The sequence below is a fragment of the Exiguobacterium sp. s189 genome (genome assembly GCF_018617615.1).
In the GTDB taxonomy this organism is placed as follows: Bacteria; Bacillota; Bacilli; order Exiguobacteriales; family Exiguobacteriaceae; genus Exiguobacterium; species Exiguobacterium aestuarii_A.
Genome location: NZ_JACSKM010000011.1, coordinates 1 through 17,822, shown reverse-complemented (window position 1 = coordinate 17,822; position 17,822 = coordinate 1). Strand labels below are relative to the sequence as shown.

Annotated in this window: 16 protein-coding genes; 15 read left to right on the top strand and 1 reads right to left on the bottom strand. The window is 46.9% G+C overall.

What is annotated here, in order from left to right:
• Window position 1: 1 nt before the first annotated feature.
• From recO to KNO99_RS12600, 10 genes are all read left to right on the top strand, one after another.
• Complete coding sequence (gene recO / locus KNO99_RS12645) at window positions 2-751, top strand: DNA repair protein RecO (protein ID WP_214693093.1); 750 nt, start codon at window positions 2-4, stop codon at window positions 749-751.
• A 295-nt stretch (window positions 752-1,046) separates the two neighbouring features.
• Window positions 1,047-1,940: a glycine--tRNA ligase subunit alpha gene (glyQ, locus tag KNO99_RS12640; protein ID WP_198930010.1), complete on the top strand. Its 894-nt coding sequence runs from the start codon at window positions 1,047-1,049 to the stop codon at window positions 1,938-1,940.
• Complete coding sequence (gene glyS / locus KNO99_RS12635; RefSeq protein WP_214749218.1) at window positions 1,933-3,987, top strand: glycine--tRNA ligase subunit beta; 2,055 nt, start codon at window positions 1,933-1,935, stop codon at window positions 3,985-3,987. The genes glyQ and glyS overlap by 8 nt, the downstream gene beginning before the upstream one ends.
• 20 nt (window positions 3,988-4,007) lie before the next feature.
• Entirely contained in the window at window positions 4,008-4,637 is a 630-nt protein-coding gene (gene ccpN, locus KNO99_RS12630) for a transcriptional regulator CcpN (RefSeq protein ID WP_074033362.1), read from the top strand.
• On the top strand, window positions 4,624-5,466 hold the full coding sequence (locus tag KNO99_RS12625; RefSeq protein ID WP_214749215.1) for a pyruvate, water dikinase regulatory protein: 843 nt from the start codon (window positions 4,624-4,626) through the stop codon (window positions 5,464-5,466). The genes ccpN and KNO99_RS12625 overlap by 14 nt, the downstream gene beginning before the upstream one ends.
• A 127-nt stretch (window positions 5,467-5,593) precedes the next feature.
• Window positions 5,594-7,405: a DNA primase gene (gene dnaG, locus KNO99_RS12620; protein WP_214749212.1), complete on the top strand. Its 1,812-nt coding sequence runs from the start codon at window positions 5,594-5,596 to the stop codon at window positions 7,403-7,405.
• A gap of 35 nt (window positions 7,406-7,440) precedes the next feature.
• Window positions 7,441-8,535, top strand: coding sequence for an RNA polymerase sigma factor RpoD (gene rpoD, locus KNO99_RS12615; RefSeq protein WP_012726640.1), 1,095 nt, complete (start codon window positions 7,441-7,443; stop codon window positions 8,533-8,535).
• 132 nt (window positions 8,536-8,667) lie between these two features.
• The gene (gene cccA, locus KNO99_RS12610) at window positions 8,668-9,006 is read left to right on the top strand and encodes a cytochrome c550 (protein WP_012726639.1); all 339 of its coding nucleotides are present in this window, start codon (window positions 8,668-8,670) and stop codon (window positions 9,004-9,006) included.
• Window positions 9,007-9,102: 96 nt separating this feature from the next.
• Window positions 9,103-9,819 (top strand): tRNA (adenine(22)-N(1))-methyltransferase, encoded by a 717-nt coding sequence (locus tag KNO99_RS12605; RefSeq protein ID WP_214749209.1) that lies wholly within the window; start codon window positions 9,103-9,105, stop codon window positions 9,817-9,819.
• On the top strand, window positions 9,819-10,931 hold the full coding sequence (locus KNO99_RS12600) for a Nif3-like dinuclear metal center hexameric protein (RefSeq protein ID WP_214749204.1): 1,113 nt from the start codon (window positions 9,819-9,821) through the stop codon (window positions 10,929-10,931). The genes KNO99_RS12605 and KNO99_RS12600 overlap by 1 nt, the downstream gene beginning before the upstream one ends.
• A gap of 43 nt (window positions 10,932-10,974) precedes the next feature.
• Here KNO99_RS12600 and KNO99_RS12595 read toward each other — a convergent pair whose 3' ends face one another.
• Window positions 10,975-11,928 (bottom strand): 4-hydroxy-3-methylbut-2-enyl diphosphate reductase, encoded by a 954-nt coding sequence (locus KNO99_RS12595; protein WP_214749202.1) that lies wholly within the window; start codon window positions 11,926-11,928, stop codon window positions 10,975-10,977.
• A gap of 129 nt (window positions 11,929-12,057) precedes the next feature.
• Here KNO99_RS12595 and KNO99_RS12590 point away from each other — a divergent pair, with 129 nt between their 5' ends.
• The 5 genes from KNO99_RS12590 (at window position 12,058) to KNO99_RS12570 (ending at window position 17,709) form a co-directional block, all read left to right on the top strand.
• Window positions 12,058-13,812, top strand: coding sequence for a sensor histidine kinase (locus KNO99_RS12590; RefSeq protein WP_251131062.1), 1,755 nt, complete (start codon window positions 12,058-12,060; stop codon window positions 13,810-13,812).
• On the top strand, window positions 13,809-14,747 hold the full coding sequence (locus tag KNO99_RS12585; protein WP_214749196.1) for a sugar ABC transporter substrate-binding protein: 939 nt from the start codon (window positions 13,809-13,811) through the stop codon (window positions 14,745-14,747). The genes KNO99_RS12590 and KNO99_RS12585 overlap by 4 nt, the downstream gene beginning before the upstream one ends.
• A gap of 61 nt (window positions 14,748-14,808) precedes the next feature.
• Entirely contained in the window at window positions 14,809-16,152 is a 1,344-nt protein-coding gene (locus tag KNO99_RS12580) for a DEAD/DEAH box helicase (protein WP_214693072.1), read from the top strand.
• A gap of 81 nt (window positions 16,153-16,233) precedes the next feature.
• Entirely contained in the window at window positions 16,234-17,136 is a 903-nt protein-coding gene (locus KNO99_RS12575; protein WP_214749337.1) for a deoxyribonuclease IV, read from the top strand.
• A 3-nt stretch (window positions 17,137-17,139) separates the two neighbouring features.
• Window positions 17,140-17,709, top strand: coding sequence for a hypothetical protein (locus tag KNO99_RS12570; protein WP_214749194.1), 570 nt, complete (start codon window positions 17,140-17,142; stop codon window positions 17,707-17,709).
• Window positions 17,710-17,822 lie beyond the last annotated feature (113 nt).

Genomic DNA, 17,822 nt, shown 5'->3' with positions numbered 1-17,822 from the left:
CATGTTACAAAAAGTCACGGGAATCGTCATTCGTACCGTCAATTATGGTGAATCGAATAAAGTCGTGACATTGTTTTCAGAAGAGCTTGGCAAAGTTGCGATTATGGCACGAGGCGCAAAAAAACCGGGGAGTCGGTTTCATGCCTCGAGCCAACCGTTTGTAGAAGGTGTGTATATTTTCCCCTCTAGCCGTGGGCTCGCTCAGTTAAAATCATCCGATGTTATGACGTCCTATCCGGAAATCCGGAAAGATGTCGACCGGATGGCGTATGCCATGTATTGGTTGGAGCTCGTCGACCGGTCTGTCGAGGATCGGGTACAAAATCGTCCACTCTTTCGGATTTTACAGGATGCGCTTCAAGCATTGAATGCGGGCATGGACGCAGATGTGATCACCCATCATCTCGAACTGCGTATCTTGCACCTTCTAGGTGTTTCTCCTGTGCTGACAGGGTGTGTCCGCTGTGGGGACGTGACGGACCCGATGTATTTCTCGGTCGCCTCTGGCGGTTTTTTATGTGGGCGGCATCGAGAAGAGGGAGCGGTTCGATTATCAGAACGTCTTGCCAAATTGCTTTACTTGATGAGCAAACATGAACTGTCGGAATTTCGGAACGTACCGTTATCGAACGAGTCTAGACTCCTCTTGCGTCAACTCTTTGATGCATACATGGAGTCATATAGCGGACTCCGATTGAAGACGAAACGAGTGCTCGACCAAATGATCCGCCTTCATCTGAATGAGGATTGACTTTTTAAACCGAATTCGATACGATGAGTTACGATTAGACAAATGAAATAGCGTGCGCGATGAAGGAAAAAAGTAACTCTTCCTGTCATGAATGAAGCGAGTTCGGGGTGGTGTGAGCCGAGCGTCATGAGAAGAGTGAATGGCGATTCCAGAGCGCCCACATCTTTTTAAGAGTGGCCCCGTTGTTGGGGCAAGTAGGGTGGAACCGCGGGAATCAATCCCGTCCCTATGTGCTAGGCACATAGGGGCGTTTTTTGTCGTTTCAATACTATTGGAGGTGTCATTTATGAAGCATATGACTATGCAAGAAATCATTCTCACGCTACAAAAGTTTTGGGCATCGAAAGGTTGTTTGACGATGCAAGCGTACGATGTAGAAAAAGGGGCGGGTACGTTAAACCCAATGACTACATTGAGAACGTTAGGACCAGAGCCTTGGAACGTTTGTTACACGGAACCGTCACGCCGCCCGGCTGACGGACGTTATGGGGAAAACCCGAACCGCCTGTATCAACACCATCAGTTCCAGGTGATCATGAAACCGTCGCCGAGCAACATCCAAGAGTTGTACTTAGAAAGTCTCGAGTTGATTGGAATCAACCCGCTCGAACATGACATCCGCTTCGTCGAAGATAACTGGGAAAACCCGACATTCGGAGCAGCCGGTCTCGGTTGGGAAGTATGGCTGAACGGGATGGAAATTACGCAATTCACGTATTTCCAACAAGTTGGAGGAATCGAGTGTGACCCGATTGCAGTTGAAATCACATACGGCCTTGAGCGCCTCGCTTCGTACATTCAGGAAGTCGAGAGCGTATTCGACCTCGTTTGGACGGATGGATTCAAGTATGGAGACATCTTCTATCAACCAGAGTTCGAACACTCAAAATATACGTTCGAGTTATCAGACGTCGATATGCTCTTCACGCTATTTGACACATATGAGAAAGAAGCAAAACGTGCTCTCGAAGAAAATCTCGTCTTCCCTGCGTACGATTACATTTTGAAATGTTCACATACGTTTAACTTGTTAGACGCAAAAGGTGCGATTTCCGTGACAGAGCGTACTGGATTTATCCAACGCGTCCGTAATATGTCACGCGCGTGTGCCGCTAAATTTATTGAAGAACGGGAGCGCCTCGGTTTCCCACTTTTGAAACAAGAGAAAGCAGGTGACTTGAATGCGTGACCTTTTATTAGAGATTGGATTAGAAGAACTACCGGCTCAATACGTCTTGCGCTCAGAGAAGCAATTGGCAGAGCGCATCGATGCGTTCTTGAAAGAAGCGCGTGTTGAATTTGGTTCAATCGATGTGTATTCTACACCTCGTCGTTTAGCTGTAATCGTTCGCGATGTGGCAGAGACACAACAAGATTTGACGGAAACTCTTCGTGGGCCTGCGAAAAAGATTGCTCAAGACGCAGAAGGGAACTGGTCGAAAGCGGCAGAAGGTTTTGCTCGTGGTCGTGGATTAACAGTAGAAGACTTATACTTCGCCGAAGAAAAAGGTGTTGAATACGTCTTCGCAGAACGCCATGAGGCGGGTCAAGATACGATGTCGTTATTGAATGGCCTTGAAGATGTCGTTCGGAGCTTGACGTTCCCGAAAAACATGAAGTGGGGAACGAGCAGTTTACGCTACATGCGTCCGATTCGTTGGTTGATCGCCCTCTTCGGTCAAGACGTCATCGACTTTACGATTGAAGGCGTGAAAACAGGCAATGTGACTCGAGGTCACCGTTTCCTCAGCAAGGGAGATGTCGTCGTCGAGTCACCTGCTGAATATGTGAAAGCGCTAGAGGCTGCCTTTGTTATGGCAAGCTACGAGACTCGTAAAGCCGAAATCGAACGTCAAATTCAAACGCTTGCGACCAATCAAGGGTGGACGATTCCGCTTGATGCCGACTTGTTAGAGGAAGTCACGAACTTAGTCGAGTGGCCGACTGCACTCTTTGGTGAGTTTGATGAGACGTATCTTGACTTACCGGAAGAAGTCCTCATTACGACGATGAAAGAGCACCAACGCTATTTCCCGGTATATGTTGATGGAACGTTGAAAAACTATTTCGTGACCGTTCGAAACGGGAATGCCGATCATCTTGAAAACGTCGCACGTGGGAACGAAAAGGTCATCCGTGCGCGCCTTGCGGATGCGGTCTTCTTCTATGAAGAAGACAAGAAGACAAACATCGATGACCAGCTTGCACGTCTCGACCGAATCGTTTTCCACGAAAAGCTAGGAACGACTGGAGCGAAAGCACGACGTGTGACCGAAATCGCACAATCCCTTGCACCACTCTTTGATGCAGATCTTGAAAAAGTAAATCGTGCTGGTGCGATTCATAAGTTTGATCTTGTCAGCCAGATGGTTTACGAGTTCACAGAGCTTCAAGGAATCATGGGTGAGAAGTATGCCCTTCAGCAAGGTGAGGACAAGGAAGTAGCTGCGGCGATTCGTGAGCACTACATGCCACGCTTCGCGGGTGATTCGTCTCCGGAGACGGCAACAGGTGCCGTGCTTGCTCTCGCAGATAAGCTCGATTCGATTGCTGCGTTCTTTGGTATCGGCATGATCCCAAGTGGTTCACAAGATCCGTTCGCACTTCGTCGGCAAGCACAAGGGGTCGTACAAATCCTTGGGGATTGGAAGATTGACCTCTCAATCGACAAACTTCTTTCGAAAGTTGTCGAATTACAACTGGAGGCAGGACTCTATGAAGCCGATAAAGAACAAGTCAAGGCACAGCTCGTGGAGTTCTTTACACTTCGCTTGAAATATCGCTTGCAAGAACAGCAAGTTCGCTATGACGTGATTGATGCCGTGTTGACGACTACGCTTACGGTTGATCGTCTTGATGCTCGTGCACATGCGATTCAACAATTCGTTTCGACGGACGCGAAGTCATTGATCGAGCAATTATCTCGCGTCGTCAATATCTCGAAAAAGGGTGAGCCAGGAGACGTCAATCCGTCATTGTTTGAAAACGACCAAGAGATTGCATTACATGAAGCGATTGAACAGACTGCTCCTGATGCGATGAATGCCGTTCAAACAGGAGACTACAACAAAGCGCTTCAACTTCTTCAGACGCTTGAATCACCAATTATGATGTATTTCGAACATACAATGGTCATGAGTGATGACGAGGCGGTACGCCAAAACCGACTCCACGAAATGAACCGACTTGCTACGACGATTAAGAGTGTCGCAGACTTCAACGCGCTCGTACTCTAACAAACTAGAGGGGGTTGGCTATGCAACTGAATGAACGCCAACAAAAAATCGTCGAGATTGTAAAAGAAAATGGACCGATTACAGGGGAGCAAATCGCGCAGGAATTATCGCTGACGCGTGCGACCTTGCGTCCAGATCTTGCGATTTTGACGATGACAGGAATACTTGAAGCAAGACCTCGCGTCGGCTACACGTTCGTTGGCAAACGGAATTCGTCGATGCTCCGCGAAAAGCTAGATTCCTTAACGGTCGGAGATTTTATGTCCTCTGCGAAAGTCGTTCGGGATGAGATGACGGTATATGATGCGATTGTCACGCTCTTCTTAGAAGATGTGGGCTCGCTGTTCGTTGTCGGACGTGACAGAGAACTCGTAGGGGTACTGTCACGTAAAGACCTCCTCCGCGCAGCAATTGGGAATCAAGATTTAGATCAATTGCCGGTCAACGTCATCATGACACGCATGCCGAATATCACGGTTTGCGAGAAAAGCGAGACATTGATTCGTGCAGGAATGAAATTGATTGAGAAGCAAATCGATGCCATGCCGGTCGTTGAAGAGAAGGATGGCAAATTGATTGTTCTCGGTCGGATGACGAAAACGAACATGACGAAGGTGCTCATTGCGTTAGCGAACGATGAGTCGATTTGAGGAGGAAACCGATTTGACTACGAAACAACTCGTTTTTGTGGTAAGTGACTCGGTCGGGGAGACGTGTGAGCTCGTCGTCCGAGCAGCGAGTATCCAATTCCATGAGAATGCGATCGAAACGCTCCGTATCCCATTCGTTGAGGATGAGCAGACGATTATCGATGTGGTCACACAAGCGAAGGCGCAACACGCAATCATTGCATTCACGCTCGTCAATGAAGAGCATCGCGCGCTTCTCATGAAACTTGGGGAAGAACACCAGGTCAAGACGGTTGACTTGCTCGGTGATTTGCTCGATGTATTAGCGGGACAACTAAAAGAAGCTCCGCGTGAAAAACCGGGACTCATCTATCGCTTGGACGATGATTACTTCCGTAAAATCGAAGCGATGGAATTTGCCGTCAAATATGACGATGGTCGAGACCCGCGAGGTCTGAAAAAAGCCGACATCGTACTCGTCGGCGTCTCGCGAACATCGAAGACACCACTGTCTCAGTATTTGGCATTGAAGCGATATAAAGTCGCGAACGTCCCACTCGTACCAGAATCACGACCTCCGGAGGAGTTATTCGACTTACCGGCAGAACGGTGTGTCGGGTTAATCATCTCTCCAGAGAAGTTGATTTCGATTCGAATGGAGCGCCTCAAGTCACTCGGTTTGAAGCCGGAAGCGGACTATGCACAACTTGAACGAATCAATCGAGAGCTCGAATATGCTCGTGGGATTTATGAACGAATCGGTTGTGATGTAATCGATGTGACGAACAAGGCGGTTGAAGAGACGGCGGGTATTATCTTACGTCATCTCGAGCAATCAAAAGACGACTAATCTGCATAAGTGTTTCGATTAGTAATCGTTGCTTTGAGAGGGTATAATAGAGTATTGACAGTACAGTGAAACGGAACGTGATGAGCGTTCCGTTTCGTTGCGAGATTGGAAACAGGGAGTGGTCAAGATGCCACGGATACCAGATGAAGTCATCGCAGAAGTGAAGCAAGCGACCGATATCGTCGAATTGATTGGCGAGCGTGTCGAATTAAAGAAACAAGGGCATCGGCTTGTCGGGTTATGTCCATTTCATTCCGAAAACTCACCGTCTTTTTCCGTTTCACCTGAAAAAGGGATGTATCACTGTTTCGGCTGTGGTGCCGGAGGGAACGTATTCACGTTCGTGATGGAGACGGAAGGGTTGTCTTTTCCTGAGACAGTCGAGCGTTTAGCAACGCGCGCGAATATTTCAGTAGAGGGTATACAAGGGGACGAAGAACTCACACGTGAACAAGTATGGCGTAAACAGATGCGTGATGCACATCGGCTCGTCGCGGACTTGTACCATGAAGTCTTGATGAAAACGGAAGCTGGCGAAGTGGGATTGTCGTATTTGCGCAACCGTGATTTAACGGAAGAAACGATTGCGCAATACAAGATTGGATTTGCCCCAGACCAACGACGCTTTACTGTCGAGTTGTTGGAGCGGCGAGGGTTCGATTTAGAAGTGATGGTTGAGGCAGGTTTAATCTCGAAGTCCAAATCCGGTGAATATTTTGACCGATTTGAAGGACGGGTCGTCTTTCCGATTGCGGATCGAGACGGCACCATCGTTGGCTTCAGCGGGCGTGCGATTGATGACCGTCAACCAAAATACGTGAATACGGCTGAAACGCCGTTATTCAACAAGAGTGAATTGCTATTTGGCTTCTCTCAAGCCCGGGCATTAATGCGTAAGAAGAAACGAGTCTTCCTTGTAGAAGGGAACGTAGATGTCTTACAAGTCGCGCAAGCGGGTACACAAGAAGTTGTGGCATCACTTGGAACTGCCTTCTCTCCACAACATGCAAGAGCATTGTCACGAATCGTGGAAGAAGTCATCATCTGCTATGACGGAGACCATGCGGGACAAGAGGCGACCCAAAAAGTCATTCGCTTATTGGAGTCATCTCCGCTCGATGTACAAGTTTTACCGTTACCCGAAAAGACAGACCCGGATGATTATATTCGTCAACACGGGGCGTCGCATTGGCAACAGTTTGTTGAAACGGAACAGATGAGCGTGCTTGATTTTATGAATCGCATGCTCAGACGAGGAAAAAACTTGAACCGAGAAGGAGAACGGATTCGCTTTATTGAATCTATGCTTGAAGAGATCGGTAAGACGAATGATTCGATTCGAAGAGATTTATATGTAAAAAAACTGGCGGATGAATTTGAGATTCCGATTGAGACGCTTCGTTCGAGAATCCCTCGTCCGACGTCAAGCGAATCGACACCCGTCCGTTCGATGGAGCCTGCGGAACCTGTACGAAAGCGTTCGAGTAAAACAGGTGAACCCCGCTGGATGAAAGCAGAGAAGTATTTGTTACGTGCCATGTTGACTGGACCGGAACAAGTCCGCTTTGTACGCGATCGTCTAGGGCTACGTTATCAGGATGAGACACATCGTATGCTAGGTTCGGCATTGTATGAAATCGTCTCTGAGACGATGACACAAGATGAGTTCGATCAAGTGACGTTGCCTTTTATGGAGCGTTACTGCGACCAACGTCCCGATTATGCGATGCGTTTTGCGGAGATCCGACTGATGGCTGGACCGGATGAACTGTCTGAAGAGGTTTTAGACGAATACATTCGGGTCATAAACAGTTATGAGGAGCAACGTCAAATCGAGCGTGCAAAAAGGGAAATCGCTCAAGACGCCGAAAGTATTGTTGACCAGGCGTCCAAGCTACAAGAATTGATTGCCCGTAGTCGTCGTCTACGAGAACGATGAACGTGGATGAAGTTTGGAAGGAGTTGAACTGCTAAATGGCAGAGAAGAAGAAAGAGGATTTATTTAACGCCATAGAAGAGCTTGAAAAGTTAGGAAAGAAAAAAGGCGTTGTCTCAATGCAAGCAATTCAAGACCGCCTCAGTCATTTTGAGGTGGACTCGGATTTCATTGATAACTTCATCGAAGATTTAGAAGCGAAAGATATCCGTGTCACAGAGGACGCAGCTGACGCAGAAGAAACACCTGCGAAAAAAGAAGATGAAGAAGTCGACTTAAACGACTTATCGGTACCACCTGGAATTAAAATCAACGACCCGGTCCGAATGTATTTGAAAGAAATTGGTCGTGTCGACCTTCTCAGTGCGAAAGATGAAACGGAGCTTGCGAAACGAATCGAGCAAGGAGACGAAGAAGCGAAAAAACGTCTTGCGGAAGCGAACCTTCGTCTCGTCGTTTCGATTGCGAAACGTTACGTCGGTCGTGGGATGCTCTTCCTTGATTTGATTCAAGAAGGAAACATGGGACTCATCAAAGCAGTCGAAAAATTCGACTACATGAAAGGGTTCAAATTCTCGACTTATGCGACATGGTGGATTCGTCAGGCCATCACTCGTGCGATTGCTGACCAAGCGCGTACAATCCGGATCCCGGTTCACATGGTCGAAACAATTAACAAATTGATTCGCGTTCAACGTCAATTGCTCCAAGACCTCGGTCGTGAACCTTCTCCAGAGGAGATTGCGAAAGAGATGGAACTCACACCTGAAAAAGTGCGTGAGATTCTAAAAATCGCGCAAGAGCCGGTGTCACTTGAAACACCGATTGGGGAAGAGGACGATTCACATCTCGGTGACTTCATTGAAGACCAAGATGCAATGGCCCCACAAGATGCAGCAGCCTATGAATTGTTAAAAGAACAGTTAGAAGACGTGCTCGATACGTTGACGGACCGTGAAGAAAACGTCCTTCGTCTTCGTTTCGGTTTAGACGATGGTCGTACGCGTACACTTGAAGAAGTCGGAAAAGTGTTCGGCGTCACGCGTGAGCGGATTCGTCAGATCGAGGCGAAAGCTCTTCGTAAATTACGTCACCCGAGTCGTTCCAAACGCTTGAAAGACTTCCTCGATTAAGTTCATATTTGAATAAAGTGTGAAGTTTTAGAAGAAAGGAAGGAAAATGAGTGATTTTCCTTCCTTCTTTATTATTTTTTGAGTAAAATAGTGTTGGATAGAAATTTGGAATGAACATGAGGGGGAACTACAATGCGTAATCCATTGTTACCGTTTGCGGCAATCGCAATCGTCGCAATTATTGCCATGGTATCATTATCGTATTTTGGTGTGAATCAGGCGCAACAAGCGGCTGAAGGTCCAGCAGTCACTGAAATGAACCCAGAAGAGTTATATGCAGCGAAGGGTTGCACAGGTTGCCACGGCGGAAACCTTGAAGGTGGCGTTGGTCCAGCACTTACTGGTGTCGGCGATCGTCTTTCACCAGAAGAAATCGCAAACATCATTGTCAACGGACAAGGTGCGATGCCTGCAGGTCTTGCATCAGCTGAAGAAGCAGAAGTGCTTGCGAACTGGTTGATCGAACAATAAGAAGTGGCGCACTCCGTAGCGGGGTGCGTTTTTTGTTGTCGAAGTGTAAAGAATTCGATACGCTAGGGAAGAAGTAGAACAAAGGAGTTGTCTTACATGCAAGAACGTGTCATCTTAGATCGACGCTTGAAGCAAGTTGTCGATTATATCCCGAAAGGAAGCGTGCTCGCTGATATTGGGTCGGATCACGCATATGTGCCATGCTACGCCCTTCAACAAGGAATCATTTCAAAGGGGATTGCAGGCGAAGTAAATGTTGGTCCGATGGAAGCTGCGAAAGCACAAGTAGACTTGATTGGAGCGCGAGAAGTCATTGATGTACGTCTCGGTGATGGTCTGGCTGTATTACATGAAGACGAAGCGACATGTATCTCGATTTGTGGGATGGGTGGCAGTTTGATTCGTTCGATTCTAGAATCCGGGAAAGAGAAGCTCGGTGCAGTCGAGCGTCTGATTCTTCAACCGAATGTCGACGGACAACACGTTCGGAGTTGGTTGCTTGAGAATGGATATGTTCTCGTCGAAGAAGCGATTGTCGAAGAGAATGATAAGGTATATGAGATTCTCGTCGGCGAAAAAGGGACTGAAACGATGTATAGTGACGATCTCACAGAACGGACTTGGCAACTATTATTCGGTCCATATTTGATTCAGGAACGCCCTGAGGCGTTCAAACTGAAGTGGAGTCGTGAAGCGGATAAACTCGAATATGTACTCGGTCAAATGGCAGATGGCATTCAGTCAGAGGCGTTGGTTCAAAAACAAATCGAATTCAAACGGATGCGTGACAAAATGAGAGAGGTGAGTCAGTAATGGCGAACGGCAATCAAGTGATCCAGTTGTTTGAAGAGTTTGCGCCAAAACACTTAGCAGTCGAAGGAGATAAAATCGGCTTGCAGATCGGATCACTCAATAAAGATGTCAAACGGGTCATGGTAACGCTCGATGTGCTTGAATCGGTCGTGGATGAAGCGATTGAGAAAAAGGTGGATTTGATCATTGCCCATCATCCGCCTATCTTTAGTCCGTTATCTCAAGTCAATGATCGTTCTACGGCAGGGAAAATCACGATGAAATGTATTCAGCATGACATCGCGGTCTACGTGGCACATACAAATTTAGATGTTTGTGTTGGCGGTGTGAACGATTGGATGAGTGAAGCAATCGGGTTGCACGACACAAAAGTACTCGTACCAACGTATGAGGAGCCAGTCTATAAATTAACGGTGTTCGTGCCGGAATCACACGCAGAAGACGTGTCACGTGCATTAGGCAGAGCAGGTGCCGGACATATCGGAGACTATGCGGATTGTCAGTTCCGAGTTTCTGGAAAAGGACAATTTACTCCTCTTGAAGGGACGACACCATTCATTGGTAGAGTTCACGAGACAGAACAAGTCGATGAGGTTCGAATCGAGACGGTCGTCCGCGAAAGCCAGAAGAAGCGAGTCTTGAAAGCGATGAAAGATGCTCATCCGTATGAAGAAGTAGCATATGATTTAATTCGAGATGAGATTGAAGGACACGTATACGGGTTAGGACGCATCGGTCGACTTGAACAGCCTGTAACACTCGAAGCGTTCGCTGACCATGTGAAGACGAGCTTTGGAGTGGAAGGTGTCCGTTTCGTCGGAGACCCGAAACGATTTATTGAGAAAGTGGCCGTACTTGGAGGGGACGGAAACAAATATGTTTCCACTGCACATTTCAAAGGTGCAGATGCTTACGTAACGGGTGATTTATACTTCCACGTGGCGCATGATGCGATGGCACTCGGACTCGCGGTCGTCGACCCAGGACACCACGTCGAAAGTGTCATGAAGCGTGGCGTGGTCGGGATTCTCACAGAGAAGTTTCAGAAAGCGAAAATCGATGTCGAGTTGATGATCTCCGAAGCGAACACGAACCCGTTCCAATTCAGATGACATAAAAAATCCCCCATTTTCTCGTTGAGAATGGGGGATTCGTTCACTTACGCAATGCCTTTACTTTCGGTAAGATACTGCGAAGTTCGAGATATGGTGTTTTATCATGTGTACTCAAATCTTCTGGATCGTACTGTGACAAGAAATCGATGACCTTTTTCGTGATCGGTGTCGGTGTAGAGGCGCCGGACGTCACGGCGACGGTCTCGACACCCTCGAGCCAGTTCAAATCAAGTTCGCTCAAATCGCCGATGCGATATGCATTTGTGCCGGCAATCTCTTTAGAGACTTGCGCCAAACGATTCGAGTTATTTGATTTTGGATCGCCGACGACGATTAATAATTCACAGTCTCCGGCTTGTTCGGCCACGGCTTCTTGACGAACTTGAGTCGCATTACAAATTTCGTTATGCACTTCAACGTGTGGATAGCGGGACTGAATCGTCTCAATCAGTGCAGAGACATCCCATTGACTCATCGTCGTCTGGTTCGTCACGAGAATTTTCCGGTCGAATAACCGACTCGGTAACTGATCGATTTCATGTTCATATTGAATCAAATGAACATGGTTCGGTGCGACTCCAATCGCGCCCTCTGGTTCTGGGTGGCCATGTTTCCCGATATAGATGACATCATATCCTTCAGCCGTTTTTTCCCGAATCAAATCGTGTGTGACGAGGACATCAGGACAAGAGGCATCGACAATCGTCAATCCTTTTTCAATGGCACGTTTCCGAACGAGTGGGGAAATCCCGTGCGCCGTGAAGACGACCGTTCCGCGGTCGATCGTTTCAAGCGCCTGCATCCGGTCCTCACCGTCAACCGTTTTGACACCGAGGTCCTCGAACGCCTGTGTGACGTGACGATTATGGACAATCATTCCGAGTATATGAATCGGGCGTGGCAAATCTGGATTTGCAACCGCCTCATTTGCGAGTTTCATGGCATCGACGACACCATAGCAATATCCGCGTGGACTAATTTTTTTAACTTTCATATGAAGACGAAGGCTCCTTTCGAAGTGCTTTCATACGTATTAGTCTAACATTGTTTCGAAAATACGAAAAGATTTGCGTGTATTCATGCTATAATTTTTAGGTTAGAAAGGAGGGACATCGTGAATCGAATGAAACAGTTGCGTGAACTTAAAAAATCATACTTTTTTCAAATTACGTTTATCATCATCATTATTTTAGCACTTGTTATCTCGTCGCTTGCATTCTCTGCTGATCGCGTCACGGTGTCTCGTGCAGAAGAACTGGCGAAAGAGCAATTTGACTATGCGATTGACGATAGTATTGAAAATGTCGAGTCCCGACTCGGTAAATTGTATGAGGACCTGGTTTATCTTGGAGCTTACGTCGGAAACGAACCGTGGATTGAAGAACGTATCCGGACAGGGTATTTAAATCAACGAACGAGTTTTACATCGATTTTCTATTATGATGTCAGCAAGAATTCGTTTAAATGGTATTCTGAGCGTCAAGTTTCCTCTTCTGTGATCAAACGTGATCCTAAGTTCGCTGAAGTATTGACTGCGAGTGGAAAAGAATTATATATGAGTGACCCTATCATGATTAGTGGAGATATGGGAACGTTCTTATATGTTCCTGTCATTGAAGACAACCGACCAATCGGTATTTTTGGGGGAAGTATCAGTGTGCTCAACTCTGATTTGTATCGTCGGTCGCTCGAATCAGCGAATGATGACATGATTCTTTATCTGTTAGATGAACAAGGCGAAGTGTTGACGACGTCGTTCAACTTGGTCACAGATGCAGAACGTCGCGTATCACGTGAAGTCATTGACGACGTACTAGGACGGAGTACACGTACAATTTTAAGTACGGAAGAAGACACGATGATGTACGAACCGGATGCACGAGTCAGTGGCTGGAGTATGCTTGCAAAACATCAGAACGACTCCGTATATGAGACGGTCTACGATACGCGTTGGCAGTACTTGATGATTGCACTTGTGACGTTCTTCTTGAGCATCCTTGTCGGATTGTTGCTCTCGCGAACGTTGACGAATCCGCTCGTCGAACTTGTCAATCAAATCAAGAAGCAACAGTCACTCGGTGCCATCACGCTCGAGAGGACCGGTTCAAAAGAAGTCGAGACGTTACTGGATACGTACAACGATTACGCCCAGCGGATGGAAACATCAAGGCGTGAACAGTTGAGCCAGCAACAATTGATTTTGCATCAAGAAAAGCTAGCGTCACTTGGACAATTGGCAGCCGGGATTGCCCATGAGATTCGAAACCCGCTCACACCGGTCCATATCACCTTACAGTTGGCACGAGAAGGACAAAGCAATAAAGACATGGTAGACGTCGCCATCAAAGAATTGGAGCGGGCGAATGATTTAATCTCGACGATGCTGACACTTGCCAAACCTGATCAGGCAGGAAGAGACGAAGAATGGATTGATATGTTAGACTTTGCGAAGCGACTCGAATTCTTGATGGATGCTGAATGTTACAAGCGTCCGACCAAGTGGGAATTACTCGTTCCGAATGACATGCCTCCTTTCTATGCCTCGTTCGACATGCTCGTTCAAATCATCTATAACCTGTTCAAAAACGCGGTCGAGGCTGTTGAATCAAAAGGTGCAGAGGGAAGTGTTGTCGTAACCGTTCTCTTTACGGAGCAGGAATATCGATTCTTAATTGAAGATAACGGGATTGGTATGACAGAAGAACAACTCAAGACAGTCGGTTCGGCATTCAACACGACGAAAGACAACGGAAACGGTCTTGGGATTTACATGATTCAAGAATACTTGAAGAGTGTGAACGGATTGATGGAGATTGATAGCGTCGTCGACAAAGGAACGGCGATGTTGATCAAAATTCCAAGGAGAGATCCATCATGAAAACGCTCAAACATTATTGGCTCTGGTTACCAATCGTTTGGGCCATGACAATCCTTCTGATCACATCGATTCAATTACCGGAGCAAAAAACAGATGAAAAAGAAGTGGGATTCGTGTTCGTCAGCGATAAACATGAGCATGCGAACAAGCTGTTAGACTCGTTCGTTCATACGGCCAACCAAAAAGGATTTATCCCGATTCCTACGACGAGTGAAGATTCACGCGTGTTAGAAAAAGAAAAATTGGACTCCTTGATTGATCGGGGTGTCGAGGCCATCTTCTTGACGACGCTCGATGACACATTCATTCAACCGTCGTTAGAACGTGCAAAACGAGAAAATATCCCGATTATTGCGATTGACCGTATGATTGATCATCCGAGTGTCTTGACATCGGTCGTCTCCGACAATGTCGATATCGGCCGGATGGCAGCGGAACAAATTGCCGCGAAATATAGTGACCTCGATCGACCGATTCGTGTCGTCGAGGTGAGGGGTACGCCGAAGGTACGCTCCACGATGGATCGCAGTCTTGGGATTCGGGAGTACGAAAAAGCGAATGCCGACCAATTCGAAATCATTGCCTCCATCACGGGGAACTATGATACGTTCCAAGCAGAGATTGAAATGTCACGTTGGTTAGAAGAAGAAATTCCATTTGATGCTGTCTTTTCGCACAATGACGATAATACGTTCGGTGTCGTTCGAGCTTTAGAAAGTCATGACTTATCGGACAAGACGATCGTATCGGTGGATGGCATTTCTGATATTTATCCACTCATTCAAAATGGGAAGGTCAATGCGACTGTCGTTCAGTCGCCGAACGAGATGATGGAAGTCGGCTTCAAAGCGCTCGAACAACATTTAAATGGAAAGAAAATTGCCAAGCATTATTATTCATCGAGTTATTTATATGAAGGCGTGGCAAAAGATTGATTGACAAATGATTTGATTCCGCTATGCTAGGAAAAGTGGAAAGAAACAGGAGGTGTATCGATTGAACAGCTTCCAACAGTTCAAATTGCTACCGTTTATGATCGATGCGTTAACAGAAAAACGCATCACGAAACCGACCGATATACAAGCACGGATTATTCCGGCTGCACTGAATGGTCGAGATATTATTGGGAAATCACAAACAGGAACGGGGAAAACACTTGCGTTCCTATTACCGATCGTAGAAGCGATCAACCCAGAAGAGGAATCTGTCCAAGCGATCGTTGTCGCTCCGACACGTGAACTCGCATGGCAGATTCATGAAGAATTAAAATCAATCCTCATTAAGAATCCGGATTACATCAAATCAAGTTTGATTGTCGGAGGAACAGACCGCGAACGTCAAATCGATAAGATGAAAAATCCACCACAACTCATTATCGGGACACCGGGACGAATCCTTGACTTAATGAAAGCACAAGCATTGTTCCCGCATAAAGTGACACATTTCGTTGTCGATGAAGCTGACCAAATGCTCGATATGGGATTCTTGCCGGAAGTTGACCGCATCGCGCAATCACTTCCAGAAAAACTTCAAACGATGGTCTTCTCAGCGACAATCCCTGAGAAGCTCGAGCCGTTCTTGAAGCGTTACTTGCACGACCCGCGCTTTGCTGAAGCGAGCCCAGAACATCGTGTCGCACCAAAAATCAAGCACCACGTCATCCCGGTACGACACCGTGATCGTAAGGAATTGACTGTTGAAATTGCAAAAGCAATCAATCCGTTCGTCTGTCTCGTATTTACGAATACGAAGCAAGAAGCGGATGAACTAGAGACGTCATTCCGTGAAGCGGGACTGAATGTCGGTACGTTACACGGGGACATGCAGGCACGTCGCCGTAAACAAGCCATCAAGGACATTAACGACGCGAAGTATCAATACGTGATTGCTACAGACTTGGCAGCTCGAGGGATCGACATCTCAGGCGTTTCTCACGTCATCAACCATGGGATTCCGAAAGACCTTGACTTCTACACGCACCGTGTCGGTCGTACAGGTCGTGCGGGTGCTTCAGGTGAGGCATACACATTGTATGAGGACCATGAAAATGGGCCAATCAACCGACTCGAAGAACGAGGGTTCGAATTCACACACGTGGACTTGCGCAATGGTTCGATTCAGCCAATCAAAACACGTCGTCGTCGCCAAACGGACCGGAAGATGAAAGTCTCACATACGGCACATAGTCGTATGGCCGGTGAAATCAAGAAGGCGAAGAAGAAAGTCAAACCTGGCTATAAGAAGAAATTTAAGTATAAGTTAAAAGAGACGGCTTCACGCGAGCACATGCAACAGCAGCGCTCGGATCGTCGTGCTGCTCGTAAGAAAAACAAGCGTTAATCGTTTGAAGAATCGACTTCTTGGAGTCGGTTCTTCTTTTTGTGTAAACTGAAGATAGAAGCTTATGAAGGGAAGATGATGATGTTAAAAATAGGTTCACACGTTTCGGTATCAGGTAAAAAAATGCTACTTGCAGGTAGTGAAGAGGCTGTTTCATATGGGGCGAATACGATGATGGTGTATACGGGAGCTCCTCAAAATACACGTCGAAAGCCGATTGAGGATTTGAATATCGAGGCTGCACTCACACATATGGCTGCTCACGATATCGAAGAGATTGTCGTCCATGCACCTTATATCATTAACCTCGGAAATACGACAAAACCTGAGACGTTCGAATTGGCCGTTTCATTTTTGACACAAGAGTTGAAGCGTGCTGAAGCACTCCAAGTTGCTCGCCATGTCGTTCTTCACCCAGGGGCTCATGTTGGTGCCGGGGAAGACATTGGTCTTGCCCGGATCATTGAAGGACTGAATGAAGTGTTGACTGGTGACGAACAGGTTAAGATTGCGCTTGAGACGATGGCAGGGAAGGGAAGCGAGCTCGGAAAGACGTTCGAAGAATTGGCAACAATCATAGACGGCGTCACACACAATGACCGTCTCTCTGTCTGTTTCGATACGTGTCACGTACATGATGCAGGATACGACTTGGTCGGTGATTTAGATGGTGTGATTGAAGAATTCGATCGGATCGTCGGTCTCGACCGTCTCGGTGTAATTCATGTGAATGATTCAAAAAACGTGCGCGGTGCGAGAAAAGACCGGCACGAAAATATCGGGTATGGTGAGATTGGATTCGATACATTAAATCGAATCATTCATCATGAGGCATTTGCACATCTCCCAAAAATTTTAGAGACGCCATATATTCCAGTTAGTGAAAAAACGAAAGTGGCACCTTATAAACAAGAGATCGAGATGTTCCGTGCGAATCAATTTGATCCTGAATGGCGTGAACGTTTCACGCTTTCTCATCAATAAACGATGGCAATCCTTCAGGTCGACCCAAATCAATATGATGTCTGGAACGCATTCCCGACCTATTTTCTTGAACAAAGTCCCGTTTATGTGAAAGGGTCCGTGACGACCCCGACCGCGTTCATCGAAGTGATCGGGCATGGGATCGTGGCAGAGGCAGAGGTATTATTAGAGGAATTGATCGAGCAACCTGACGACCCATACTGGCTTGGCGCTAAAAAGGAAGAAGTGGCGACGTACAGTTTGGTCGATTTAATCCAACTTCATTTTCACCACCCGCTTATGAAGATAGGGATGTATGAAGCGGATGAACAGTACGAGTCGATTCATCAGAAATGGATAGATGGGTGCCATGTCCCCTCATCAAAATGGACAAAAGAGAATTATGAAGCGCATTTATTTCGGGAGAAGCTTGTCGCCCCGTACGCTCCGGTGACAACATGCTCGGTTTGTGAGATCAATCTTTTCGAACGATACGGAAACGATGCATCGAAACTGATGGAGTATCATCTGCAAGATGACCACGGAATTTGGGTGTGTCCGACCTGTCATAAAGCGATTCATACGTTAGACTAAAAAAACGATGCCTGAGAGGCATCGTTTCAGACTGTAGACAAAACGCCCGTTTCATTTCGTCTGAAACGGGCGTTTTGTCGTATTTTGGGTCATGAAGCGCTCTGATCGAGCCT

Bases quoted from the DNA above. Each gene is read 5' to 3' on its own strand.
- recO (WP_214693093.1), top strand. From the start codon at position 2: ATGTTACAAAAAGTCACGGGAATCGTCATTCGTACCGTCAATTATGGT.
- glyQ (WP_198930010.1), top strand. From the start codon at position 1,047: ATGACTATGCAAGAAATCATTCTCACGCTACAAAAGTTTTGGGCATCG.
- glyS (WP_214749218.1), top strand. From the start codon at position 1,933: ATGCGTGACCTTTTATTAGAGATTGGATTAGAAGAACTACCGGCTCAA.
- ccpN (WP_074033362.1), top strand. From the start codon at position 4,008: ATGCAACTGAATGAACGCCAACAAAAAATCGTCGAGATTGTAAAAGAA.
- KNO99_RS12625 (WP_214749215.1), top strand. From the start codon at position 4,624: ATGAGTCGATTTGAGGAGGAAACCGATTTGACTACGAAACAACTCGTT.
- dnaG (WP_214749212.1), top strand. From the start codon at position 5,594: ATGCCACGGATACCAGATGAAGTCATCGCAGAAGTGAAGCAAGCGACC.
- rpoD (WP_012726640.1), top strand. From the start codon at position 7,441: ATGGCAGAGAAGAAGAAAGAGGATTTATTTAACGCCATAGAAGAGCTT.
- cccA (WP_012726639.1), top strand. From the start codon at position 8,668: ATGCGTAATCCATTGTTACCGTTTGCGGCAATCGCAATCGTCGCAATT.
- KNO99_RS12605 (WP_214749209.1), top strand. From the start codon at position 9,103: ATGCAAGAACGTGTCATCTTAGATCGACGCTTGAAGCAAGTTGTCGAT.
- KNO99_RS12600 (WP_214749204.1), top strand. From the start codon at position 9,819: ATGGCGAACGGCAATCAAGTGATCCAGTTGTTTGAAGAGTTTGCGCCA.
- KNO99_RS12595 (WP_214749202.1), bottom strand. From the start codon at position 11,928: ATGAAAGTTAAAAAAATTAGTCCACGCGGATATTGCTATGGTGTCGTC.
- KNO99_RS12590 (WP_251131062.1), top strand. From the start codon at position 12,058: ATGAAACAGTTGCGTGAACTTAAAAAATCATACTTTTTTCAAATTACG.
- KNO99_RS12585 (WP_214749196.1), top strand. From the start codon at position 13,809: ATGAAAACGCTCAAACATTATTGGCTCTGGTTACCAATCGTTTGGGCC.
- KNO99_RS12575 (WP_214749337.1), top strand. From the start codon at position 16,234: ATGTTAAAAATAGGTTCACACGTTTCGGTATCAGGTAAAAAAATGCTA.
- KNO99_RS12570 (WP_214749194.1), top strand. From the start codon at position 17,140: ATGGCAATCCTTCAGGTCGACCCAAATCAATATGATGTCTGGAACGCA.